Genomic DNA, 23,993 nt, shown 5'->3' on the forward strand with positions numbered 1-23,993 from the left:
GAACGCAGCAACTCTACCTTGCCCGCGTCCTTGTCCACGCACACCACGTCATGCCCGAAATCCGCAAAACACGCCCCGGACACCAACCCCACATAACCCGAACCTATCATCACCAGCTTCATGGTCATCATCCCATCAGTGCCCGGACAGGGGCTGCGGGATCGCCATGCCCGACCGGGTCGTGCAAATGCAAGCTATGCCGTGCAGCATTCGCCGTCGGCCGTAATCGCGGGGAATGGTCGGTGCAGGAGCTGCCCTCGTTCAGGCGGCCGGGTCACCCTGTTCCGCCGGTGCCCTTGCCATGCCGGTTTCGATCATCGGCAGGATGATCCGGGCGAGGTCGGGTGCGCAGATCAACAGGTCGGGCAGCATCGGATCGGCCCGGTTGTAGCGTAGCGGCGATCCATCAATGCGGCTTGCGTGCAGCCCGGCCGCCAGCGCAACCGCAGCGGGGGCGCAGTTATCCCATTCATACTGCCCGCCGCTGTGCAGATAGATGTCCGCCTCACCCCGCACGACCGCCATCGCTTTTGCTCCGGCAGATCCCATCGGCACCAGTTCGGCCCCCAGCGCCTCGGCCACCGCCATCGCATCCGCGCCGGGGCGGCTGCGGCTGACCAGCATGCGGGGGGGATTGGCCGGGGGCGGGGCAGGGGGCACCTCTGCGCTGTCCAGCACCCGGCCCAGCGCGGGCAGCGCGACCGCGCCGATCGCCGGTTTGCCGTCGATGGCTAGGGCAATATGGACCGCCCAATCGTCCCGCCCCTCGCGATATTCGCGGGTGCCGTCCAGCGGATCGATGATCCAGACGCGGCTGCGGTTGAGCCGATCCGGGCTGTCGGCGGATTCCTCTGACAGCACGGCGTCGTCCGGGCGCGCCTCTGCCAGTCGTTCCAGGATCAGCGCATTGGCCGCACGGTCGCCCTCTGCGCCCAGCGCCTCGTCGGCGAGGTCGCCCGCCGCGCGCAGATCCATCAGCAATCGCCCCGCCGCCTCTGCAATCGACCGTGCCAGCTCGACATCGGTCATCGCATCGGCGCTCATATCACCGGCGCCCAGGCGCCCAGCACATGATCGACGATCCGCTCGGCCGCGGCCTCCGGCGTCTCGCGCGCTGTATCGACGATGATCTCGGGCCGTTCCGGCACTTCATAGGGGCTGTCGATCCCCGTAAAGTTCTTGAGCCCGCCGGCACGCGCCTTGGCATACAGGCCCTTCACGTCCCGCGCCTCCGCCACCTCCAGCGGCGTGTTGACAAAGATCTCCACGAACTCGCCATCGCCCATCATCGCGCGCACCATTTCCCGCTCCGCACGGAAGGGGGAAATGAACGCCGTCAGCACGATCAGCCCGGCATCGGTCATCAGCTTGGCCACCTCACCCACCCGGCGGATATTCTCCACCCGGTCGGCATCGGTAAAGCCCAGATCGCGGTTCAGGCCATGGCGCACATTGTCGCCGTCCAGCAGGAAACTGTGCTTGCCCAGTGCGAACAGCCGCTTTTCGACCAGGTTGGCGATGGTCGATTTTCCGGAACCGGACAGGCCGGTAAACCAAAGGAGGCGCGGTTCCTGCCCCTTTTGCCGGGCATGGGCATCGCGGCTGATGTCCACCGCCTGCCAATGCACATTCTGGCTGCGGCGCAGGGCAAAGCGGATCATGCCCGCCGCGACCGTTGCATTGGTCAGCTTGTCGATCAGGATGAACCCGCCCAGCGCGCGATTGTCGGCATAGGGTTCGAATGCGACCGCCCGGTCCAGATAGACCTCTGCATCGCCGATATCGTTCAGGCCCAGCGTCTTGACCGACAGCCGCTGCATCGTGTTGACGTCGATGGCGCATTTGGGCGGCTGTACCGTCGCGCTGACGGTCTGTGCCCCGATTTTCAGCCAATAGGCGCGGCCGGGCAGCAATTCCGCCTGATCCATCCAGACCAATGTGGTCAGGAACTGATCGGCGGCCTGGGGCGGATCGCCAGCCGCGGCGATGACGTCGCCCCGCGAACAATCCACCTCGTCCGTCAGTGTCAGCATGACCGACTGGCCAGCGCCTGCCTCGGTCAGATCGGACGGCATGGCGACGATGCGGTCGACATGGCTGGTCCGGCCCGATGGCAGGATGCGCACCGGATCGCCCGGCTTGACCATCCCGCTCTCGATCAACCCGGCAAAGCCGCGGAAGTCCAGATTGGGCCGGTTGACCCATTGCACCGGCATACGGAACGGCCGCGCCCGGTCGCGCGCGCCGTCGACCTCCACCGTTTCCAGATGCTCGATCAGCGTCGGGCCCGAATACCATGGGGTGTGATCGGACCGCGCCGCGATATTGTCGCCGCCCAGACCCGAAATCGGGATGGCCAGAAACGCCTCGATGCCGATGGACGCGGCAAATTCCCGGTAATCCGCAACGATCGCGTCGAACCGCGCCTGATCATATCCGATCAGGTCCATCTTGTTCACCGCCAGCACGATGTGACGAATGCCGATCAGCGACGCCAGATAGCTGTGCCGCCGCGTCTGGGTCAGCACGCCCTTGCGCGCGTCGATCAGGATGACGGCAAGGTCGGCCGTGGACGCACCCGTCACCATGTTGCGCGTATATTGCTCGTGCCCGGGCGTATCCGCGACGATGAACTTGCGCTTTTCGGTGGCAAAGAAGCGATAGGCGACGTCGATGGTGATGCCCTGTTCGCGCTCGGCCGCCAGCCCGTCTACCAGCAGGGCAAAATCGATTGCCCCGCCCTGTGTGCCCACCCGCCGCGAATCCGCCTCCAGGCTGGCGAGCTGGTCTTCGAAGATCATCTTGGAATCGTACAGCAGCCGCCCGATCAGGGTCGATTTGCCGTCATCCACGCTGCCGCAAGTGATGAAGCGGAGCAGCGATTTGCGCTGGTTGAGGTCGAGATAGGCGTCGATATCCTCGGCGATCAGCGCGTCGGGCGTGTAGGCGGGGGCATCCTGCATCAGAAATACCCTTCCTGCTTTTTCTTTTCCATGCCCGTCCCGCCGGCATCCTTGTCGATGACGCGGCCCTGACGTTCGCTGGTCGTCGTCAGCAGCGTTTCCTGCACCACGTCGCTCAGCGTCGCCGCCGTGCTTTCCACCGCGCCCGTCAGCGGAAAGCAGCCCAGCGTGCGGAACCGGATCGACCGCATAGTGATGTCCGGCATCCGGCCCAGCACGCGCTCCAGCCGTTCGGGATCGTCGGCCATCAATAGCTGACCTTCCCACTCAAAGGTCGGGCGGGGCGCCGCGAAGTAAAGCGGGACGATCTCGATCCCCTCCGCCATGATATATTGCCAGATGTCCAGCTCGGTCCAGTTGGAGATCGGAAAGACGCGGATGCTCTCGCCCTTGTGCTTGCGAGCGTTATAGAGGTGCCACAGTTCCGGTCGCTGGTTCTTGGGGTCCCAGCGATGGGCGGCCGTGCGGAAACTGAACACCCGTTCCTTGGCCCGGCTCTTTTCCTCGTCACGCCGCGCACCGCCGAATGCCGCATCGAAGCCATGATGGTCGAGCGCCTGTTTCAGCCCCTCCGTCTTCCACATGTCGGTGTGGAGCGGGCCGTGATCGAACGGATTGATGCTGCGCGCCTGCGCCTCCGGATTCTGCCAGACCAGCAATTCCATCCCCGCCGCAGCGGCCGATCGTTCGCGAAGGTCGTACATCGCCCGGAACTTCCACGTCGTATCGACGTGCAGCAGCGGAAAGGGCGGCGGGGCGGGGTAAAATGCCTTTTTGGCAAGATGCAGCATCACCGCCGAATCCTTGCCGATGGAATAGAGCATCACTGGCCGCTCTGCCTCAGCCACCACCTCCCGCAGGATGTGGATTGCCTCAGCCTCCAGGCGTTGAAGATGGGTGAGTGAGGGGAAATCCGGTGCTGATGCCATGCCAGCCACCTAAGCGCGGCAAATCCGGGCCGCTACCAACTTTATGTTTAGGGTTTGCAACGCCCGGCGGCAGCTTCCGCTTCATGCCGGTGACGAGATCGACCGATCAATGTCGAGCTTGCGGTTATCGTGTGGGTGCATCAGCTCTGCGTTACGCACAAAAAAACAGCGGCCGCCAGAGGCAGCCGCTGTTCCGTCTCAACTCAGCAAAACTCAGTTGCTGTCCGAGCTGTCATCTTCATCAGCGATGATGATGATGCCACCGACAACGGCAGCAGCAGCCACGACACCGATGATGATGCCCGTGCTGCCTTCAGCGCGGCTGGCCTTCTTCGCCGGGGTCGCCTGACGGGCAACCTTGGCGACCGACAGCTTGGCTGCCGAGTTTGCTTCGGCGGCAACGACCGGGGTCGCGGCAACCGACAGAGCGGCAACAGCCGTCATGAGTTTCATAATGCGCATAAGATACTCCCTTTGTAGACTCCGGCATCCACGATGCCGTGGAACCTGCAGATTCCATGAGCCGAGATCCGGTTAACGGATTTGCTGCCCCGCAGCAAGCTCAAAAAATGCCTGTCCCGGGCCTAGTCTCCACAAGCCCGAGCAAATCACCTACGGATTTATTGTCAATCAATCGTTAAATCGAAACGTACTGCCGCATTTTCGATCGTTCCGTCGTAAATCGAACAAGAAAACCGCCAATTTTTGTCGACTCTATTGGCAAAACACCGGTCATGCGCGAAACGACCGTCGGTTTGCGTGTAATTCCGGCATGTTCTGTTGCCATTGCGCAACATATCTCAATTCTGTCGAGTAAAACGCGATGGCCGGCAGGGCGCTGTTTCCGCTAACACGCTGCGCCGCAATGGTTGAACCGCGATCCTCGCCGCCGCATATCGCGGCGATGCTCGTTCAGCTTCGTCGGCCCGCAATCATCGCTGCCAGCCTGTCGTTCGCGGCTCTTGCCCTGACCGGGGCAAGCGGCATCGCCAGGGACCCGGAGCATGCGGCGGTTCCTGTTTCGGCCGATCGGCCTGCGGTCGATCCGGCAAGCTTTACCGCCCAGGGAGAGCGATCCTCGCTCGAACACGCCGAAAGCCGGTTGCAGGCGATCGGCTTGCGACTGGCCATCGCTGCCCGGCCGTGGTGCGACCAAGTTCAGCCGGGCATCGGCTGGTCGCTTCACACGGCCGAACAATATGACGCCTCCGGCCGCGCAGCAGTCGAGGCAGCGGTGGGATTTGATGGCCACCCGGCGGTTGTGGCGGTGGTCGGCGGCGGCCCGGCCGACCGGGCGGGCGTTCGGGCGGGAGATCTCGTCCTGTCCGTTGGCGCCGTCGATCTTGCCACGCATCCTGGCGATGAACCCACCGATCGGGTCAACCGCATCGATCGCGGGGTGGCCGAATTGCCTCCGGAAAAGGGCATTCCGATGCGCCTCGCCCGCAAGGGGGCCGCTCCGCTGGATGTCACGGTTACGCCGGTTCCCGCCTGCCGCACGCGGTTCGAACTTGACCTGTCCAACGCTCTGCAAGCGCAGGCCGATGGCCGCCTAGTCCAGATCGGCTTCCGCTGGCTGGAACGGATGGACGATGCCGACCTTGCCGTGATCGTCGCGCATGAACTGTCGCACAACATGCTGCACCATCGGCGACGGCTGGAGGCGGCGGGTGCCCGCTGGGGCCTGGTATCCGGTTTCGGCCGCAATGCCGGTCTGTTCCGCGAAACCGAGATGGAGGCCGACCGGCTTGCGGTGCATCTGCTGGCGCGGGCGGGCTATGACCCTGCGCGCGGCGCCGTCGTCTGGCCGATGGTGGAGCGGGAGACGGGCTCGTTCGGCCTTGCCCGCAGCCGCACCCATCCCCCCGCCAGCCAGCGGATTGCGATCATGCAGGATGAAGCGCGATTGCTTGCGCCAAAGGGCGATGACCGGCCGCCCGCACTGCTCGCCCATCGCCATCGCCCGCTCACCGGCAAATGGCGCACGTTGCTGTCCGCCGAAACGGATCAGTGAGCCGCGCGCAGCGCCGCGATGGTCGTGCCGGGTGAGATCACGTCGATATCCGTCACGCAGTGGATCAGCCTGAGGCCGGGCCGCGTCAGTGCCGCGTCCAGTGCGGGCGAGAAATCGGCGGTCCGCTCCACCCGTTCCGCCCAGCCGCCATAGGCGCGGGCAAGCGCCGCAAAATCGGGATTGTTCAGCCGCGTGCCGCTGATCCGGGCGGGATATTCACGCTCCTGATGCATCCGGATCGTCCCGTATCCGCTATTGTCCACCAGGATGACGATCAGGTTCGCACCATGCTGGACCGCGGTGGCCAGTTCCTGTCCATTCATCAGGAAATCGCCGTCGCCGGCAACGGCGACGACCTGCTTGTCGGGATGGCGCAGGGCCGCCGCAACGGCGGCCGGCACGCCATAGCCCATTGCACCACAGGTCGGGGCCAGTTGGCTGGGTTGCATCCCGTATCGCCAGTATCGATGCCACCATCCGGAAAAATTGCCGGCGCCGTTGCAGATGATCGTCTCTTCCGCGCCCATCCGCTCGCGCATCGCCAGGACGCATTGGCCCAGGTCCATGGCCACGCCGTCCCGAACGCGCGGGGTGGACCAGTCCAGCCATTCGGCATGGGCATCCGCGCCTGCGCGCCGGGCGGTGGCGGGCGGCTCGGCTGCGGCCAGCATCGCGGCAAAGGGGAAGGGCGCGCTTTCGACCGCGATGTCCGCACGATAGACGCGGTTCAGCTCGCCCGGATCGGGATGGACATGGATCAGCGTCTGTCCGGGATGGTCGGGCGTGATCAGCGTGTAGCCGTCCGTCGTCGCCTCGCCCAGCCGCGGCCCGACTGCCAGGATCAGGTCAGCCGACCGGATCCGCTCGACCAGTTTCGGATTGGGGCCATAGCCAAGATTGCCGGCCCAGACGGGGCTGTCATTGGCAATCGCGTTCTGCCGGCGAAAGGCTGCGGCAACCGGAATGCCCCAGCTGCGCGCGAAACAGTCAAAGGCGCCACCTGTCGCCTCGTCCCATCCCGCGCCGCCGACGATCGCCACGGGACGCTCGGCCGTTCTCAACCGGTCCAGCACATCGGTAAAGGCGGCGGGGTCCAGCGGCCGGTCCACGCGCGCTGCCGCGGGCCGGTCCGTTGCGGCAACCCGGTCGCACAGCATGTCTTCGGGCAGGGCGATGACGACCGGGCCGGGCCGTCCGCTCGTTGCCACTGACCATGCCCGCGCGACATATTCGGGGATGCGCGCCGCATCCTCGATCCGCGTCGCCCATTTGGCGATCGGCGCGAACATCGCGGGCAGGTCGATTTCCTGAAACCCCTCCCGGTCCCGCATCCCGCGATCGACATCGCCGATGAACAGGATCATCGGGATGGAATCCTGCATCGCGACATGAACGCCGATGCTGGCATTGGTCGCGCCCGGCCCGCGCGTGACGAAACAGATGCCCGGCCGTCCGGTCAGCGTGCCATCGGCGCACGCCATGAACGCCGCGCCCCCTTCCTGACGACAGGTGACGACGTCGATGGCCGCGGTGTCGTGCAACGCATCCAGCACCGCCAGGAAACTTTCGCCCGGCACCTGGAACAGGCGGTCGCAACCATGGGTGATCAGGGCATCGACCAGGATCCGGCCGCCCGTTCGGTTCATCGTCATCCCCGATCCTAACCGGACAGCGCCGGTTTGGCCAAGAGGGTCAGCGATCGATCACCAGGCTGCGCAGATTGGGGGCCAGCGGTTCGCCCGCATCGTCGGACATCAGCCACCGCTCGGCCGCCTCGACCGATTCGAACAACCGGGCGACCCGTGCCTCGGCCGCGCGGATCAGCTGCATCCTGGCCAGCGAGGATGCGGTGACAAAGGCGAGCTTGCGCGATTGCACATGGGGGTCGTTCAGCATCCGGCGGAATGCCTCGACCATTTCCTGCGACTGGATCTGCATTTCGCGCACATCGGCCAGCGTCACGTGGCCGGGCGACAATCGAGCATACAGCGCGTTCCGCTCGGTAATGAACGCCTGAAGCAGCGCCGGGTTGAAAAAACCCTTCAGCGTCATTCGCGCCAGATTGCGCTGACCGTCGATTTCGATCGAATAACTGCCCTGCATTGGGGCGGCATAGCGGCTTGTCGTTAATCATCGGTAAGCGAAACCACCGGAACGGTTAGGTATTGCGCACACACCCTGCGCGGTCAGGTTGCTTGACCCGCCAACGGGCCAGTGCCTATCGGCTGTGGCGATGACGGGAGAGATTCGCAGATGAACAAGCTCTATCCCACTGCCGCGGCGGCGCTGGACGGTCTGTTGCGCGATGGCATGACGATCTGTGCCGGCGGGTTCGGTCTGTGCGGTATTCCGGAACGGCTGATCGACGCGATCCGCGATGCCGGCGTCAGGGATCTGACCATCGCCAGCAACAATGCCGGAATCGACGGCGAGGGGCTGGGCAAGCTGCTGCGCACGCGCCAAGTCAAAAAGATGATTTCGTCCTATGTCGGCGAGAACAAGGAGTTCGAGCGGCAGTATCTGGCCGGCGAGCTTGAGGTGGAATTCTGTCCCCAGGGCACGCTGGCCGAACGGTGCCGGGCGGGCGGGGCGGGCATCCCCGGATTTTACACCAGGACCGGCGTCGGCACGAAAGTGGCCGAGGGCAAGGAGGTCAAGGTGTTCGACGGCGAGGAGTACATCCTCGAACGCGGCATCCGCGCCGACCTTGCGATCATCAAGGGGTGGAAAGCGGACGAGATGGGCAACCTCATCTTCCGCAAGACCGCGCGCAACTTCAATCAGCCGATGGCGACCGCCGCCAATATCTGCGTGGCAGAGGTGGAGGAAGTGGTGCCCGTCGGCTCGCTCGATCCCGATCACATCCATCTGCCCGGCATTTACGTAAAGCGGATGATCGTCGGCGCGCCGTACGACAAGAAGATCGAGTTCCGCACCGTGCGTGAGCGGACGGCCGCGTGATCCGAACGCTTTCGCTTGCCGCTGCTGCCGCCGCGCTGTCCGCCTGTGCGGTCACGCCGCCGCCGCGCGCTGCCGGCACGACCACCAGCGGCCCCGAACAGCCCGGCCGCCAGTATCGCTGGCAACTCGGATCGGGCGAGGCAGCGGTCCTGTCGCGGCAGGCGCATCTGGCGATGGCGTCCTTTGTCGCCGCGCACGCAAAGGGGCCGGCATCCAGCGTGGTGCTGGCCGCCGGATCGACGCCCGCCGCACCGCGCTTTGCCGATTGCGGCAACCGTCCGCGCGCCGTCGTTTACGACATTGACGAAACGGTACTGCTGAACACCGGGGCCAATTACGACAGTGCCGTGCGCGGCGATCCGCCGTTCGACCCGGCTCGATGGAGCCAGTGGGAACAGGGCGGCGCCGAAAAGGTGGAGGCTGTTCCCGGGGTGATCGATGGTATTGCCGCGATCCGCGCCGCCGGCGTCACCGTCGTGTTCAATTCCAACCGCGATCGCGCGGCCGCTTCCGCCACTGCCGCCGCGCTCGCATCGGTCGGCATCGCCGGGGCGGTTCCGGGCGAAACCCTGTTCCTGAAGGGCGATGTGGCACCCGGCTCGGCCAAGGACCCGCGCCGGGCGGCTATCAATACCCGATACTGTGTCATCGCGATGGCGGGCGACAATCTGGGCGATTTTGCCGATGCCTTTAACGACAAGGCGCTGACCACGCCTGCGCGCCGGGCGCTGGCGCAGGATGCGGCGACCGCGTCGCTCTGGGGCAATGGCTGGTTTCTGATCCCCAACGCGCTTTATGGCGCATGGGAAGGGGCCGGGTTCGACGACCTGTTCCCCGCCGACAAACGCTGGACGCCAAAGGAGGGCGAGTAATGGCCTGGACCCGCGATGACATGGCTGCCCGCGCCGCGCGCGAGCTTCGCGACGGTTTCTACGTCAATCTGGGCATCGGCATCCCGACGCTGGTGGCGAACCATATTCCCGAAGGCGTCACGGTGACGCTGCAATCGGAAAACGGGATGCTGGGTATCGGTCCGTTCCCGTTTGCGGGCGAAGAGGACCCGGACCTGATCAACGCGGGCAAGCAGACGATCAGCGAGCTGCCCCATTCCGCCTATTTCAGCTCGGCCGACAGCTTTGCCATGATCCGTGGCGGCCATATCGACCTGACCGTGCTGGGCGCGATGGAGGTCAGCCAGGGCGGCGACATCGCCAACTGGATGATCCCCGGCAAGATGATCAAGGGGATGGGCGGGGCGATGGACTTGGTCGCCGGCGTCAAGAAGATCATCGTCGTCATGGAACATAACGCCAAGGACGGATCGCCCAAGTTCATCCCCGAATGCACGCTGCCGCTGACCGGGCGGAACGTGGTCGACATGATCATCACCGATCTGGCCGTGTTCCAGCGCGCGGATCATCAGTCGCCGTTCCGGCTGATCGAGCTTGCCCCCGGCGTGACGGTGGACGAGGTCGCGGCAAAGACCACCGCCGAGTATCAGGTCGCGCTGGCGGCCGCCTGAACCGGCCGCCGCCAGCGCCGCCGGTCAGCGCGCCCGGATAAAGGCGCGCAGATCGGCGGACAGTTTCTTCAGATCCTCGTCGCGCACATACATCATGTGCCCGGCATGATAGTAATGCCACTGGATGCGGCCGTCCGTCGGCATCCCGGTGCGGTTCAATGAATATTCCGCGCCAAAGAACGGCGTGGCGAAATCATAATAGCCCTGACCCACCCAGACGCGCAGGCGGCTGTTTTCGCGCAAGGCCTGGCCGATCCACGGCGCGACGTTCAGATAGCCCTCGCCGCCGCGCGGGCCGCCGATCTTCCAGTCCCAGTCGCGCACGCCGCCAATCGCCGAATAGGTGACGTCGGGCGAGTATTTCAGCACTTCGCGCGCATATTGGTTCATCGCCGCGGTATAGGCGCCGTCGATGCCGTAAAAGCTCGGGTCATTGTCCGGCTCCTCGCCCGCATTGTCATAGTCGCGGCCGGTATAGCGCGTATCCAGCCGCCCGATCGTCTGACCGCGATCGCGCAGCAGCTCCTTATAGAACCGGCCGGGCGTCAGCCGCAGATCCGCATTGGCCAGATACGCCTGGCTGACCCCTGTAAAGCGGGACAGCTGCGGCAGGATCGCCTGTCGCTCCGCCTGGCTCAGGCTGTTACCCTTGAGCAGCGCGGTGGCATAGGGGCCGATGGCAAAGGCGCGTGCCTCCTCGACAAACGCCTCGACCGTCGCGGGCTTGTCCGCCACCTTGCCATGATACCATGCGGTCGCCGCCATGCTGGGCAGGTTGGTGACATAGCCCAGCTCGTTCCCCGGCGAATCCGCTGCCTGGCTGAAATCCAAGATCGCGGAAATCAGGATGATACCGTTGACCGTGACGTCGGTATAGCTGCCCTCCAGCTCGCGGATCACCGCCGCCGATCGCGTCGTGCCATAGCTCTCGCCGCCGATATATTTGGGCGCATTCCAGCGGCCATGTTCATTCAGCCACAGCCGGATGAATTCCGCCATCGACTTGGCGTCCTGGGTCACGCCCCAATAATCCTTGGGGTCGGTTTTGCCGAGCGCGCGGCTGAACCCGGTGCCGACGGGGTCGATGAATACCAGGTCGGTGACGTCTAGCAGCGATTCGGCATTGTCGATGACCGGAAAGGGCGGGGCGCCGTCATCCTTTGCATCGCCGGGCACGACCACGCGGCGCGGCCCGAATGCGCCCATATGCAGCCACAGCGATCCCGAACCCGGCCCGCCATTCCACAGAAACGTCACCGGCCGGTTGGGATCGACCGGCCCGTCCTTCAGATAGGTATAGGACGTGATCGATGCGAGCGGCTTGCCGTCCTTGTCCTTCAGATAGGTGTCGCCCGCAATCGCGCGATAACTGATCCGCTGGCCGCCAAAGGTGCCGGTGTGCCGCGTTTCGGACCGAACTGGCGGCGGGATGGCGGCATCGCCCTTTGCCTCTGCCTTGTCGGCGGCCTTATCGGCGGCGGGCGGCGTCTGGGCGGTGGCAGGCAGGATCAGCGTGCAGGCGGCAAGGCTGGCGGCTAAAATGGCTGAACGCATCGGTCGGTGATTTCCCCCATTGATTTCGATCAGCTTAGCCGCGTGCCGACGCCATGCAAGCCATGCGGATGCCGCCCGGCACGCGGGCGTCGCATCGCTCGACAGTCGCGGCGATTTTTGCCACTCGTCCTGGTCCATGACGATCCTGCTCACTGGTTCATCCGGCTGGCTTGGTCGGTTCCTTGCCCCGATGCTGCGCGATGCGGGGCACCGGGTCGTCGGCCTCGACGTCGCGCCGGGCGCGGATACACAGGTGATCGGATCGGTCGCCGACCGCGCGCTGATCGACCGGGTGTTCGCCGAACACGCCGTCCGGGCGGTCATTCATTCCGGCGCGCTGCACAAGCCCGATATCGCGCGCTATCCGGCGCAGGCATTTGTCGACGTCAACATCACCGGCACGCTCAACCTGCTCCAGGCGGCGGTCGCGGCCGGGCATGACCGGTTCGTCTTTACCTCCACCACATCCCTGATGATCAGCCAGGCGATCCGGGACGAGGCGGGGGATGCCGCCGTCTGGCTGGATGAAACCAGCGGGCCGATTGAGCCGCGCAACATCTATGGCGTCACCAAATATGCCGCGGAACAGCTCGTCCGGCTTTACCATGCCACGCAAGGGTTGAACGCCATCATCCTGAGAACAGGGCGTTTCTTTCCCGAAGATGACGACACCCATGGCGACCCGCCGGGCGAAAATCTGAAGGCCAACGAATTTCTCAACCGCCGCCTGACAGTGGAGGATACGGCACGCGCCCATATTGCTGCGCTGGACGCCGCGCCCCGGATCGGCTGTGCGACCTATCTGGTCAGCGCGCCGACGCCGTTCAGCCGTGATGAGGCGGCGGCGCTGAAACAGGATGCGCCCGCCGTCATCGCCCGGCACTTTCCCGACGCCGCTGCCCGCTATGCGGCACGCGGTTGGCAACTGCCGTCCAGCATCGGCCGCGTCTATGATTCCGCCGCGATCCAGCGCGACCTCGGCTTTCGCTTCGACACCGATTTCGCATCGATCCTGTCCGCGCTCAGCACCGGCGCGCGAATGCCCTTTGCCCACGACCCGGATTATGTCGGGCCGGTCACATGCTCTTCCCAACCCTGAAAGATATGATAAATGTTAGCGGTAGCGGGGATAGACCAAACGCCGCAGTGGAGGGGTTATGAAGGGTTTTTCGGTACGGGCGCGCCTGCCGTTGCTGGGCGCCGCGGCATTGCTGGTCGCCGGTTGCGGCGGGTCGGGAGGTAGCGCATCGGCCGGGCCGGTCGCATCAGCGCCAACGCCCGCCCCGACGGTCAGCCCGCCTGCGCCGCCCGCACCTGCGCCTGCGCCGTCGCCTTCTCCGTCACCGTCGACGACAGCAACCAGCTTCGCCGCCGCCATGTCGCCGGGCTGGAACCTCGGTAACTCGCTGGAGGCGATCAATGCCACCGGCGCGCCGTTCACCGTTTCCCAGGAAACCCATTGGGGCAATCCCGCGGTCAACCGCCAGTTGCTAAATGCCGTTGCGGCAGCGGGGTTCAAGAGCGTCCGCATCCCCGTCGCCTGGCGGCAATATGCCGATGGCAGCGACCGGATCGGCGCCGCGTGGCTCAATCGGGTGCAACAGGTGGTGGACGATGCGCGCGCCGCTGGCCTGACCGTGATGATCAACGTCCACTGGGACGGCGGCTGGCTACAGCCCACCAATGCCGCGCGGGACGAGGCGACGGCCCGGCTGCGCAGTTACTGGACGCAAATTGCGACCCGGTTTCGCGATTATGACGATCGACTGGTCTTTGCCGGCACGAACGAGATCATGGTCACCGACGTTTATTCCGCGCCGACGACCGAAAACTGCACGGTCCAGCGCGGGTTCAATCAGGCGTTTGTTGAGGCCGTGCGGGCGACCGGCGGCAACAATGCCAACCGCTTCCTGGTGATTCAGGGCTATAACACCAACATCGATTTCACCGTCGCGTGCAACGCCACCTTGCCGGTGGACAGCGCATCGGGCCGCCTGATGATGGAGGTCCATTATTACGACCCCTTCGACTTTGCGCTCAATGAAAAGAGCACGCTATGGCAATGGGGATCGGGTGCGACCAATCCGGCCAACACTCCCAACTGGGGCGGAGAGGCCTATACCGACGCGCAGTTCGACAAGATGAAAACGACGTTCGTGGACAAGGGCGTGCCGGTCATCCTTGGCGAATATGGCGCGATCCTGCGTACGGAATATGATCCGTCCGGCACCTATCGCACCGCGTGGAACCGCTATGTCACCCGGTCGGCGCGTCAGCGGGGGCTGGTCCCGATGTACTGGGACAATGGCTATACCACCAACCATGCGTTCGGGCTGTTCAACCGGTCGACGGGGGCGGAAGCCTATCCGGCGTTGATCGACGCGATTGTCGATGCGGGGAAATAGGCCAGCTTCACGCCCGAAAATGTCGCCGATGCTTGCTCCTGCGACCGAAAAGGTTAAGGGAGCGGCATCATGGCCTCCAAACCGCTGACCCTGTACGAGAAAATCTGGGCCGATCACGTGATCGAGCGCCGGGACGATGGCACCTGCCTGATCTTCATCGACCGGCATCTGGTGCATGAGGTGACCAGCCCGCAGGCGTTTGACGGCCTGCGCGCCAATGGCCGCCGCGTCCGCCGGCCGGACCTGACCCTGGCGGTGCCCGACCATAATCTGCCGACAACGGCGCGGGTCGATGCGGCGGGCCAAGAACTGCCGATCGCTGATCCCGCCTCGGCACAGCAGCTGGCGGCGCTGCGCCGCAACGCGCCGGAATTCGGCATCGATTATATCGACGCGCTCAGCGAACGGCAGGGAATCGTTCATGTCGTGGGGCCGGAACAGGGCTTTACCCTGCCGGGCACCACGCTGGTCTGCGGCGACAGCCATACCAGCGCGCACGGGGCGCTGGGGGCGCTCGCATTCGGCATCGGCACCAGCGAGGTGGAGCATGTGCTCGCCACGCAGACGTTGCTGCTCAAGCAATCGAAAACCATGGAAATCCGGGTCGACGGTACGCTGGGGCCGGGCGTCACGGCCAAGGATGTCGTGCTGCACATCATCGGTCGCACGGGCGCTGCCGGCGGGACCGGCTATGTCGTCGAATATACCGGAGACGTGATCCGCGCTTTGTCGGTCGAGGGGCGGCTGACCATCAGCAACATGTCGATCGAGGGGGGCGCGCGTTCCGGCCTGATCGCGCCGGACGACACGACGTTCGCGTATCTGAAGGGGCGGCCGATGGCGCCGCGGGGCGAACAGTGGGACCGGGCCGTCGCCTATTGGCGCACGCTGGCCAGCGACCCCGGCGCCGAATATGACCGGGTCGTGCGGATCGATGCACAGGATATCGCCCCCACGCTCACCTGGGGCACCAGCCCGGAGGATGTGGTGCCGATCACCGGCAGCGTCCCCGATCCCGACAGCTTTGCCGACCCGTCCAAGCGCGAGGCGGCCCGCAAATCGCTCGCCTATATGGGCCTGGAACCCGGCACGCGGATGCAGGACGTGCCGGTCGAGCATATCTTTATCGGCAGCTGCACCAACAGCCGGATCGAGGATCTGCGCGCCGCCGCCGCCGTGGTAAAGGGTCGCCGCGTTGCCAGCGGCATCCGGCAGGCGCTGATCGTGCCTGGATCGGGGCTGGTCAAGCGGCAGGCGGAGGCAGAGGGGCTGGACCGCATCTTTACCGACGCCGGCTTCGAATGGCGCGAACCGGGCTGTTCCATGTGCCTGGCGATGAACCCGGACAAGGTGCCGGCCGGCGAACGCTGCGCTTCCACTTCGAACCGCAATTTCGTAGGACGGCAGGGGCCGGGCGCACGAACCCATCTCGTGTCGCCCGCCATGGCCGCCGCAGCAGCAGTGACCGGGCGGCTGACCGATGTCAGGGAGTTGATGGGAGGGGATCGTTCATGAAGCGTGTCATCGTGCTGCTTGTCGCCGGCACCATCATCAGCGGCATCGCCGCCGCCTATGCCGCCTCCGCTGCCAAGGGCCGTACCCCGGTCACCGAAGCGGTTGCCGAAACCACCGAATAACGGCGCCTGCCGCCAACGCCAGACCGGAGCTGCCCAGCGATGCAAGCCGTGACCAGGGTCGAGGGGCGCGCCTATCCCTGGGGCGCCAAGAATATCGACACCGACATCATCATCCCTGCCCATTGGCTGAAAACCGTCAGCCGTGAGGGGCTGGGGCGGGGCGCGTTCGAATCCGTGCGCGCAGAGCCGGGCAACCTGTTCGATGATCCCCGCTATGCCGGATCGCCCATCCTGATCGCGGGCGAGAATTTCGGCTGCGGGTCCAGCCGCGAGCACGCCGCCTGGGCGATGGCCGACATGGGCATCCGGGCGGTGATCGCGCCCAGCTTTTCCGACATCTATTCCGGCAATGCGTTCAAGAACGGCATCGTTACCGTCGAACTGCCCCAGGCGGCGATCGACCGGCTGGTCGAAGTGGCGCGGACGGACGCGATCACCATCGATCTGGAAACGATGACGGTGACGACCGCCTTTCAGGACCGGTACGAATTCACCATGGATCCCTTTCGTCGCCAGTGCCTGATGCAGGGGCTGGACGAAATCGGGATGACACTGGCAAAAGATACCGCAATTTCGAATTATGAATCCATGGTCGCTGCCAAGCGGCCCTGGATCAAGCGGGAGAGCGGTGATGCGGGCCTTGCTGTCACGGGAATCGGGCGGACCTGAAACTCTGGAACTGGCCGACCTCCCCGATCCGGTGGCGGGTCCGGGGCAGGTTGTGGTGCGGGTTCACGCCTGTGCGATCAATTATCCCGACGTCCTGATCATTCAGGATCAGTATCAGTTCCGGCCCCAGCGCCCCTTTGCCCCGGGCGGTGAAATCGCGGGCGTGATCGACAGCATCGGGCCGGGCGTTACCGGATGGTCGGTGGGCGACCGCGTGATGGCCGTGCCGGGCCATGGCGGGATGGTGGACCGGATCGCCGTCAGCGCAGCCCAGCTTTTGCCCCTGCCCGAGGGGCGGTCCTTTGCCGAAGGGGCGGCGCTCGTCCTCACCTATGGCACCAGCATCCATGCGCTGGTCGATCGCGGCCGCATCGCTGCCGGCCAGACGCTGCTGGTGCTGGGCGCGGCGGGCGGCGTCGGCCTTGCCGCCGTGGAACTGGGCAAGGCGTTCGGCGCGCGGGTCGTCGCTGCGGTTTCCAGCCCGGAAAAGGCGGAGGCGGCGCGGCAGGCCGGGGCCGACGAAGTCGTCGTCTATGCGCGCGGTCCGCTTGACCGGGATGGTCAGCGCGCGCTGGCGGAACAGTTCAAGGCGGCGGTCGGTGCGGCCGGGGCGGAGGTGATCTATGATCCGGTGGGCGGCGATTATACCGAACCGGCGCTCCGTTCGATCGGCTGGGCTGGGCGCTATCTGGTCGTCGGGTTCCCGGCGGGCATCCCGAAACTGCCGCTCAATCTGACGCTCCTTAAAAGCTGCGATGTCTGCGGCGTGTTCTGGGGTGCCTTTGCGATGCGCGATCCGGCGGCGCACCGCGCCCATGTCGACACGCTGTTCGCGCTCTGGCGGGAAGGGCGGATTGCCCCGCGCATCAGCGAAACCTTTCCCCTTGAACGCGGCGGCGATGCCATCGCCCGCATGGCCGCACGTCAGGTGATCGGCAAACTGGTCGTCACGATGGACTGATCGCCCCGTTGCCAGCCGCGTTCATGCTGCCTATCTGCCACAATGGACAGGATCAGCGCACAGGGGATGCGACCGAATGACGACTTTTGACGACCGCGAACGGGCTTTCGAGGCGAAGTTTGCGCATGACAACGAGCTTCAGTTCCGGGTGAACGCCCGCCGCAACAAGCTGCTCGGCCAATGGGCGGCCGAAAAGATGCGCCTGACGCCGGAGGAATCCGATTCCTATGCCAAGTCGGTGGTCCAGGCGGATTTCGAGGAAGCGGGCGACGAGGATGTCGTGCGCAAGCTGCTGGGCGATTTGACCGGCGCGGGCGTCGAGATTTCGGACGCCGAAATCCGGGCTGCGCTCGATCTGATGACGATCGAGGCGCGCCGACAGCTGATCGAAGCGCAGGACTGACGCCGATGCCGATGGCAGCCAGCGAGATCGAAACGCTGATCCGGCAGGGGATCCCCGATGCGGAGGTGGAAATTACCGATCTGGCCGGCGATGGCGACCATTATGCCGCGCGGGTGACGAGCGAGAGTTTCCGCGGAATGCCCCGCGTGCGTCAGCATCAGGCGGTCTATGCCGCGCTGGGCGGGCGGATGGGCGGCGTGCTGCACGCGCTGCAACTGACAACGGCCGTGCCGGTCAAGGAGTAAGGCAATGAGCGACGATACCCATGCCCGCATCGACGGGCTCGTAAAATCCAACGACGTGGTGCTGTTCATGAAGGGCAGCCCGCTGTTCCCCCAGTGCGGATTTTCCAGCCGCGCGGTGGCGATCCTGAACCATCTGGGTGCCGAGTTCGAAAGCGTCGACGTGCTTCAGGATCAGGGCATCCGTCAGGGGATCAAGGAATATTCCGACTGGCCGACCATCCCGCAGCTTTATGTCCGCGGCGAATTCGTCGGCGGGTCGGACATCATGATGGAAATGTTCGAAAGCGGCGAACTTGCCGCGCTGGTGGCGGGTCAGGACGCGAACTGATCCTTCCAGATTGACGCGTAAAAGCGGCTGGTCAGCGTTCGGCATATCCGGGCGCGGCCGGCCGTTTTTGTTTGTCCTGGGGCGATAGCGGGTTGGCGGGCCGATGAGAGATCGGATGGTCATCGACCCGCCATTGAAGCGTACTTGCGCTCGCTGCCCCTAGCGTTGCACCGGACGTGCCAATCCTGGCGCTTGTCTCAATAGCAACGGATTCACTGGTTAACGGGGCAGGGCACCGCCCGCTGGCTGTAAGGATTTTCGACAGGCGGCTCAGCCCGCCGTTCGATCAGTCGCCCTTTTTCATCGCCTCGATCAGCCGCTTGACTTCCTGGCTGCGGCCGCGGGGCAGGATCAGCACATCCTTGCCACTGGCTACCACGATCAGGTCCTCAACCCCGACCATGGCGATGCGCGCCCCGTCGGTCTGGACCAGGCATCGCTCGGTATCGATGGCGATCACATCGCCCTTGTGCGCATTGCCCGCCGCGTCGGATGCGCTGATCGCGTGCAGCGCGTCCCAGCTGCCGACATCGCTCCACCCCATCGAAACCGGGACGACCGCGACCCGGTCGGCCCGTTCCATGACGGCATAGTCGATGGAATCGGACGGCGACCGCGCAAAGGCGTCGGCGTCGGCGTGAATGGCAATGCCGTCATGCCGGGCCAGCTCGATCGCCTCCGCCGCCGCGCTGCGCATCGCCGGGGCAAACTGGTCGAGCGCCGCCAGATAGGCATCGGCCCTGAACAGGAAGATGCCGCCATTCCAGGCATGATCGCCGCTGGCCAGCATCGCCTCGGCCTTGTCCAGCGGCGGCTTTTCCACGAACCGGTCGACGCGGTGCACGCCGTCGGCCATCCGATCGCCCACCTTGATCCAGCCATAGCCGGTTTCCGGGGCATCGGGCTGAATGCCGAACGTGACCAGCCAGCCCTGTTCCACCATCGGCCGGGCCGCCGCGATGGCTGCATGAAAGGCGGAAACGTCCGCAATGACATGGTCGGACGGCATCACCAGCAGCATCGCATCGCCCCCGCCTGCGGCAATCGCGGCCAGCGCGATGGCAGGGGCAGTGTTGCGGCCCATCGGTTCCAGCACGATTGCCGCCGGACGGATGCCCACGTCGTCCAGCTGCTGCTGGATCAGGTCGGCGTGCTGCGCATTGGCGATGACCAGCGGCGCGGCAAACGCCTCTGTATCGGCGGTCCGCAGTGCCGTCATCTGCAGCATCGTCTGATCGCCGGTCAGCGCCAGCATCTGTTTCGGCATCTCCGGCCGTGACATCGGCCACAGGCGTGTGCCCGAACCGCCCGACAGGATGACGGGTGTGATCAATGCGGCCTTGGTCATCACGTCGTCCCCCACGGCGCGGGCATGTGCCGGCCAATCGCTGTTTTCAGTCTCCTGCCCGTAACTTGGGCGGCGCGGATGGGCAACGGGCATCGGGCCGGCTTGTTCCGATAGCGAGACATTCATTTTGCGTTCAGCCTATTGACTACAGATGTAATCAAGTCGATTACAACCGTAGTCGTGGGTTTGTTCATTGGGGAGTCGTCATGTCGGAACGGATCAGCGATGCCGAACATGCGGTGATGGAGGTCCTTTGGGAGGACAGCCCGCTGACGGCACAGGAAGTGGTCGAGCGCATCCCGGCGGAACGCGACTGGAGCGCGAACACCGTCAAGACGCTGCTCGGCCGCCTGCTTGCGAAGAATATCATCGCGCATGAAGAGGATGGCCGCCGCTATCGCTATCGCCCGCTGGTGGCGCGCGAGGATTATGTGGAGGGCGAATCCCGCCGCCTGATGGATCGTCTGTTCGGCGGGCGTCTGACCCCGCTGGTCGCTCATATGGCAGAGCGCGATGCTCTGACCGCGGATGACATTGCCGAGATCGAGGCCCTGCTGCGAGAGCTGAAGCAATGATCGGCTGGGCGGTGGAAACGCTGGTGGCGACGACGCTGCTGATGCTGCTGGTCCTGGCGATCCGGGGGCCGGTGCGGGCGCGGTTCGGACCGCATATCGCCTATGCGCTATGGTCGATCCCGCTGGCGCGCATGGTGTTGCCGCCGCTGCCCGGCGACTGGCAGTGGAGCGCGCTGTTCGCCCCTGCGGTGGAGCGTATGCGCACAGCAGAAGTGGTGGCAGGCGCGCTGGATCCGTCCGCGCTGCCGGCTGACCTGGCCGACCGGGCGATCCCGCTTGCGTTGGCGGGGGACAGCGTGCCGGTCGCGCTGGTGCCGCCAACGCTGGTCACGGACGGCGCCCCGGTCGCTGCGCTGATGATCGCGCTGTGGATCGTCGGCGGTATCGCGTTCCTTGGCTATCATCTGGTGGCGCATGCCCTGTTCGTCGCGCGGCTTCAGCGCAGTGCGCGGCTACGATCGGTCGTTGCCGACGGGACGGTGCGGGTCATCGAAACGGACGAGACCACCGGCCCGCTTGCCTTTGGCATCTGGCGAAAGACCATCGCCTTTCCCAGCGATTTCGGGGAACGTTATGACGAACAGGAGCGCGCCCTCGCGCTGGCGCACGAGCTTGGCCATCACGCGCGCGGCGATCTGATCGCCAACTGGGCTGCGCTCGCGATGCTGGCCCTTCACTGGTTCAATCCGGTCGCGTGGCGGGCATATCGCGCCTTTCGCGCCGATCAGGAACTGGCCTGCGATGCCCTGGTGCTCGCCGGTCGACCCCAATCGCTGCGGCACGCTTATGGCCGTGCGATCGTCAAGAGCGCGCATGGGGGCGCGGTCTCGGCGGCTTGTCACCTGCATACGATCAACGACCTCAAAGGGAGGCTGAAGATGCTGACGAAACACGAACCGACCCCCCGCAGCCGCGTCGTCGCCGGGGGCATCACCCTGACGGGAATTGCGCTGGCCGGACTTGCGCTGACCGCTTCGGGCACTGCTGCTGCCAAAAAGATGCGGGAAGGCGTGGAACGCGCCACCGGCGTCGAACTGGCCGCGATCGACCTGCCTTCCGCCATCGCGCCGCTGGCTCCGGCGGCCCCGGCTCAGACGGCTGAACCCGCCACGCCGGAAACACCGGCCAAGCCGGCATTGCCGGAGGATGAAGCGAAGCGGACGGTCAAGGTCATCCGCGTCGACAAGGGCGATGCCCGGGTCATCACCGTCGATCGTGGCCTGGACCAGCAGGTGCTCGATGGGCTGGTCGCTGACAAAAAGCTGTGGCGCGAGAATGCGGAAAAGCTGGCCCGGATGCCCGAAATCCAGATCCCCGAAATCCGCGAGGGCAAGTGCGGCAAGGGCGATGGCATGATGGTGCAGCGGACGGATGACAAGGTGGGTGGCAAGTCGGTCACCGTCATCTGCACCGACCGGATCGAGGCGATGACCCTGAACGCTACCAGGCTTGCCGATGTCGCCATGGCCGATGCCAAGGGTGCCCGGGTGCTGGCGCTGCGCTCGCGGACCATGGGCCTCAGCAGCGCGATGATGGGCCTGCGCCATGCCCGCAAGTCGATCGAGATGCAGGACAGCCTGTCCGCCGATCAGAAGCGCGAGGCGCTGGCCGGGATTGATCAGGCGATCCGCGAGATCGCACAGGAACAGCAGTCGCCGGAGGAGTAAGCGCCCGGCCATTGCCGTCGACCCCTGGGGAGGGGCGGGGCCGGAGCGGAAGTTAACCCCAGATTGCTTCCGGCCGGTTCCGGCGGGGCTGTCCCGATCCTTCGCGGGACAGCCCCGTTCGTCATCGGCCCGTATGCGTCATCCGCTCTTGCCTCGCCGGATGGCCATGGCCATGTCCTTTCCATGACTGCTCCCCCCACCGGCATCGCGATGCGGATCGATCCGCTGGTCCTGCGCGTGCTGGCGCCCAATCCGTCGCCCTATACCTATACGGGGACGCAGACCTATCTGGTCGTCGGCGATGCCGATGCTGCGGTGATCGATCCCGGCCCGGACGATCCGGCTCATCTGGACGCCATCCTGGCGGCCCTTGGCACCCGGCGGCTGGAGGCGATCCTGTGTACCCACACACACCGCGACCACAGCCCGGCCAGCCGGCCGCTCAAGGCCGCGACGGGCGCGCCGATCATCGGCTGCGCACCCCTTTCGATCGACGATGCGGGGCCGCGCGCCGATGCAGCGTTCGACCGCGACTATGCCCCCGACCGCGTGCTGGCAGAGGGCGATCAGGTCGCCGGAACCGGCTGGACGCTGACGGCACTGGCAACGCCGGGCCATACGTCGAACCATCTGTGCTTTGCGCTGGAACAATCGGGCGCATTGTTCACCGGCGATCACGTCATGGGATGGTCGACCAGCGTCGTTGCGCCGCCCGACGGGGACATGGGCGATTATCTGGTCAGCCTGGAACGACTGATGGCGCGGGACGACCGCATCTATTATCCCGCCCATGGCGATCCCATCGAACGGCCGCAGCGGTTCGTGCGCGGCCTGCTCGGCCATCGCAAGCAGCGGGAGGGGCAGATTCTGCGCCTGCTGGGCGAAGGGGTGGGGGCAATCCCCGCCATGGTGGACCGGATGTATGTCGGCCTTGACCCCCGCCTTGTAGGTGCGGCGCAGCGATCGGTGCTGGCGCATCTGATCGACCTGGAACGGCGCGGCCTTGTGGCCGGGGCCGGGGACGAATGGCGCGCGTCATGACCCGTGGTTTCGCCCGTCAGCCATTACTGATCGCCATTGCCGTGCTGCTTGCCGCGATCCTTGCGGTGCTGGCCTGGCTGGCGTGGCAGCGGCACCAGGAAACCGAGGTGGTCACGCGGGACGAAAGCGGCGTCGCCGTCACCCGCGTCATCACCGCCCGGCTGTCCGGCGCGGGCGAGCTGCGCGTCTCGCGCCTGAACGGGACGATCCAGGCAACGGCAGAGGATGTCCGCTGGGGCGGGGTGCTCCGTTCCCGATTGGTGACGAAAGCGCCGTACAGCGTAGATTATTACGTCGACCTGTCCGCCATCCGGCCCGGCGACCTGGAATGGAATGACGACAGCCGCACCCTGATCGTCAATGCGCCGGAGGTGACGGTCGGCACCCCCAATATCGACGAAGGATCGGTGTCGGTGTCGGAGGTCGACGGCCTGTTCGTCACCCGTGCGGCCGGACAGGAACTGGCCCGCCGCGCCTCTGCCTCCGCCACCAGCGGGGCAGGCGCCGCTGCCCGCTCGCCCGAACGCATGGCGCAGGCGCGCGAATTTGCCCGGCGCTCGGTCACCCGCGTGCTGGGGATGCCGCTGGCCGCCACCGGCTATGGCGATGCGCGGGTCGTCGTCACCTTTCCCAACGAACGCCGCATCGACGATGGCGAACGCTGGGACGTGACCCGCCCGGTGGACGAGGTGCTGGCTAACCGCGGCTGACCCGTCGCGCGTCCGCATAGTGTGGACGGCGAAAAGCTGGTATGGTGCCCGCGGCTATTCG

The 23,993-nt window shown here is 65.5% G+C and carries 26 protein-coding genes; 17 read left to right on the forward strand and 9 right to left on the reverse strand.

Features of this window, described 5'->3' with window-relative positions; translation table 11 throughout:
* From NYR55_RS00005 to NYR55_RS00025, 5 genes are all read right to left on the reverse strand, one after another.
* Positions 1-122 (reverse strand): hypothetical protein (locus NYR55_RS00005; protein ID WP_260021497.1); only part of this gene is annotated, 122 nt, incomplete at its 3' end.
* A gap of 139 nt (positions 123-261) precedes the next feature.
* The gene (locus tag NYR55_RS00010; RefSeq protein ID WP_260019209.1) at positions 262-1,044 is read right to left on the reverse strand and encodes a 3'(2'),5'-bisphosphate nucleotidase CysQ; all 783 of its coding nucleotides are present in this window, start codon (positions 1,042-1,044) and stop codon (positions 262-264) included.
* On the reverse strand, positions 1,041-2,963 hold the full coding sequence (cysN, locus tag NYR55_RS00015) for a sulfate adenylyltransferase subunit CysN (protein WP_260019210.1): 1,923 nt from the start codon (positions 2,961-2,963) through the stop codon (positions 1,041-1,043). Before cysN ends, NYR55_RS00010 begins: the two co-directional genes overlap by 4 nt.
* Positions 2,963-3,892, reverse strand: a complete 930-nt coding sequence (gene cysD, locus NYR55_RS00020; RefSeq protein ID WP_260019211.1) for a sulfate adenylyltransferase subunit CysD — start codon at positions 3,890-3,892, stop codon at positions 2,963-2,965. Before cysD ends, cysN begins: the two co-directional genes overlap by 1 nt.
* Before the next feature lie 213 nt (positions 3,893-4,105).
* Positions 4,106-4,345: a hypothetical protein gene (locus NYR55_RS00025; protein WP_260019212.1), complete on the reverse strand. Its 240-nt coding sequence runs from the start codon at positions 4,343-4,345 to the stop codon at positions 4,106-4,108.
* A gap of 412 nt (positions 4,346-4,757) precedes the next feature.
* Between NYR55_RS00025 and NYR55_RS00030 the strand changes: the two genes are divergently transcribed.
* Positions 4,758-5,906, forward strand: a complete 1,149-nt coding sequence (locus tag NYR55_RS00030; protein WP_260019213.1) for a M48 family metallopeptidase — start codon at positions 4,758-4,760, stop codon at positions 5,904-5,906.
* On the opposite strand, the gene NYR55_RS00035 is transcribed toward NYR55_RS00030, so the two are convergent.
* The gene (locus NYR55_RS00035) at positions 5,900-7,558 is read right to left on the reverse strand and encodes a thiamine pyrophosphate-binding protein (RefSeq protein WP_260019214.1); all 1,659 of its coding nucleotides are present in this window, start codon (positions 7,556-7,558) and stop codon (positions 5,900-5,902) included. The two genes, NYR55_RS00030 and NYR55_RS00035, sit on opposite strands and share 7 nt — an antisense overlap.
* Before the next feature lie 40 nt (positions 7,559-7,598).
* Entirely contained in the window at positions 7,599-8,009 is a 411-nt protein-coding gene (locus NYR55_RS00040; protein ID WP_260019215.1) for a hypothetical protein, read from the reverse strand.
* A 150-nt stretch (positions 8,010-8,159) separates the two neighbouring features.
* Here NYR55_RS00040 and NYR55_RS00045 point away from each other — a divergent pair, with 150 nt between their 5' ends.
* The 3 genes from NYR55_RS00045 to NYR55_RS00055 are packed head-to-tail and all read left to right on the forward strand — an operon-like array spanning position 8,160 to position 10,389.
* Entirely contained in the window at positions 8,160-8,867 is a 708-nt protein-coding gene (locus tag NYR55_RS00045; protein WP_260019216.1) for a CoA transferase subunit A, read from the forward strand.
* The gene (locus NYR55_RS00050; protein ID WP_260019217.1) at positions 8,864-9,739 is read left to right on the forward strand and encodes an HAD family acid phosphatase; all 876 of its coding nucleotides are present in this window, start codon (positions 8,864-8,866) and stop codon (positions 9,737-9,739) included. The genes NYR55_RS00045 and NYR55_RS00050 overlap by 4 nt, the downstream gene beginning before the upstream one ends.
* Entirely contained in the window at positions 9,739-10,389 is a 651-nt protein-coding gene (locus NYR55_RS00055; protein ID WP_260019218.1) for a CoA transferase subunit B, read from the forward strand. Before NYR55_RS00050 ends, NYR55_RS00055 begins: the two co-directional genes overlap by 1 nt.
* Before the next feature lie 24 nt (positions 10,390-10,413).
* Here the strand turns inward: NYR55_RS00055 and NYR55_RS00060 are convergent, their stop codons facing one another.
* Positions 10,414-11,943 carry a peptidase S10 gene (locus NYR55_RS00060; protein ID WP_260019219.1) on the reverse strand — a complete coding sequence of 510 codons (1,530 nt, stop codon included), beginning with the start codon at positions 11,941-11,943 and terminating at the stop codon, positions 10,414-10,416.
* Positions 11,944-12,079: 136 nt separating this feature from the next.
* On the opposite strand from NYR55_RS00060, the gene NYR55_RS00065 reads away from it, so the two are divergent.
* The 9 genes from NYR55_RS00065 to grxD all read left to right on the forward strand — a co-directional run bounded on the left by NYR55_RS00065 (position 12,080) and on the right by grxD (position 18,591).
* A complete protein-coding gene (locus tag NYR55_RS00065) occupies positions 12,080-13,042 on the forward strand; it encodes an NAD(P)-dependent oxidoreductase (protein ID WP_260019220.1) in 963 nt (320 codons plus the stop codon).
* Between the two features lie 58 nt (positions 13,043-13,100).
* A complete protein-coding gene (locus tag NYR55_RS00070; protein ID WP_260019221.1) occupies positions 13,101-14,348 on the forward strand; it encodes a glycoside hydrolase family 5 protein in 1,248 nt (415 codons plus the stop codon).
* A 69-nt stretch (positions 14,349-14,417) separates the two neighbouring features.
* Positions 14,418-15,863, forward strand: coding sequence for a 3-isopropylmalate dehydratase large subunit (leuC, locus tag NYR55_RS00075; RefSeq protein WP_260019222.1), 1,446 nt, complete (start codon positions 14,418-14,420; stop codon positions 15,861-15,863).
* On the forward strand, positions 15,860-15,985 hold the full coding sequence (locus NYR55_RS00080; protein ID WP_260019223.1) for a hypothetical protein: 126 nt from the start codon (positions 15,860-15,862) through the stop codon (positions 15,983-15,985). Before leuC ends, NYR55_RS00080 begins: the two co-directional genes overlap by 4 nt.
* A 39-nt stretch (positions 15,986-16,024) precedes the next feature.
* Positions 16,025-16,654, forward strand: coding sequence for a 3-isopropylmalate dehydratase small subunit (gene leuD / locus NYR55_RS00085; protein ID WP_260019224.1), 630 nt, complete (start codon positions 16,025-16,027; stop codon positions 16,652-16,654).
* Positions 16,617-17,615 (forward strand): NADPH:quinone oxidoreductase family protein, encoded by a 999-nt coding sequence (locus tag NYR55_RS00090; protein ID WP_260019225.1) that lies wholly within the window; start codon positions 16,617-16,619, stop codon positions 17,613-17,615. The genes leuD and NYR55_RS00090 overlap by 38 nt, the downstream gene beginning before the upstream one ends.
* 76 nt (positions 17,616-17,691) lie before the next feature.
* Positions 17,692-18,018, forward strand: coding sequence for a DUF1476 domain-containing protein (locus tag NYR55_RS00095; protein WP_260019226.1), 327 nt, complete (start codon positions 17,692-17,694; stop codon positions 18,016-18,018).
* Positions 18,019-18,023: 5 nt separating this feature from the next.
* Positions 18,024-18,263 (forward strand): BolA family transcriptional regulator, encoded by a 240-nt coding sequence (locus NYR55_RS00100; RefSeq protein WP_260019227.1) that lies wholly within the window; start codon positions 18,024-18,026, stop codon positions 18,261-18,263.
* A gap of 4 nt (positions 18,264-18,267) precedes the next feature.
* The gene (gene grxD, locus NYR55_RS00105) at positions 18,268-18,591 is read left to right on the forward strand and encodes a Grx4 family monothiol glutaredoxin (protein ID WP_260019228.1); all 324 of its coding nucleotides are present in this window, start codon (positions 18,268-18,270) and stop codon (positions 18,589-18,591) included.
* A gap of 286 nt (positions 18,592-18,877) precedes the next feature.
* Here grxD and NYR55_RS00110 read toward each other — a convergent pair whose 3' ends face one another.
* Positions 18,878-19,939, reverse strand: coding sequence for a mannose-1-phosphate guanylyltransferase/mannose-6-phosphate isomerase (locus NYR55_RS00110; protein WP_260019229.1), 1,062 nt, complete (start codon positions 19,937-19,939; stop codon positions 18,878-18,880).
* Positions 19,940-20,145: 206 nt separating this feature from the next.
* Here NYR55_RS00110 and NYR55_RS00115 point away from each other — a divergent pair, with 206 nt between their 5' ends.
* The 4 genes from NYR55_RS00115 (at position 20,146) to NYR55_RS00130 (ending at position 23,932) form a co-directional block, all read left to right on the forward strand.
* Positions 20,146-20,514, forward strand: coding sequence for a BlaI/MecI/CopY family transcriptional regulator (locus NYR55_RS00115; RefSeq protein ID WP_260019230.1), 369 nt, complete (start codon positions 20,146-20,148; stop codon positions 20,512-20,514).
* Positions 20,511-22,181 carry a M56 family metallopeptidase gene (locus NYR55_RS00120; protein ID WP_260019231.1) on the forward strand — a complete coding sequence of 557 codons (1,671 nt, stop codon included), beginning with the start codon at positions 20,511-20,513 and terminating at the stop codon, positions 22,179-22,181. The genes NYR55_RS00115 and NYR55_RS00120 overlap by 4 nt, the downstream gene beginning before the upstream one ends.
* 183 nt (positions 22,182-22,364) lie before the next feature.
* Positions 22,365-23,222: an MBL fold metallo-hydrolase gene (locus NYR55_RS00125; RefSeq protein ID WP_260019232.1), complete on the forward strand. Its 858-nt coding sequence runs from the start codon at positions 22,365-22,367 to the stop codon at positions 23,220-23,222.
* On the forward strand, positions 23,219-23,932 hold the full coding sequence (locus NYR55_RS00130) for a DUF4230 domain-containing protein (RefSeq protein ID WP_260019233.1): 714 nt from the start codon (positions 23,219-23,221) through the stop codon (positions 23,930-23,932). Before NYR55_RS00125 ends, NYR55_RS00130 begins: the two co-directional genes overlap by 4 nt.
* Positions 23,933-23,993: the final 61 nt, after the last annotated feature.

It is taken from the genome of Sphingomonas sp. BGYR3, assembly GCF_025153455.1.
In the GTDB taxonomy this organism is placed as follows: domain Bacteria; phylum Pseudomonadota; class Alphaproteobacteria; order Sphingomonadales; family Sphingomonadaceae; genus Sphingomonas.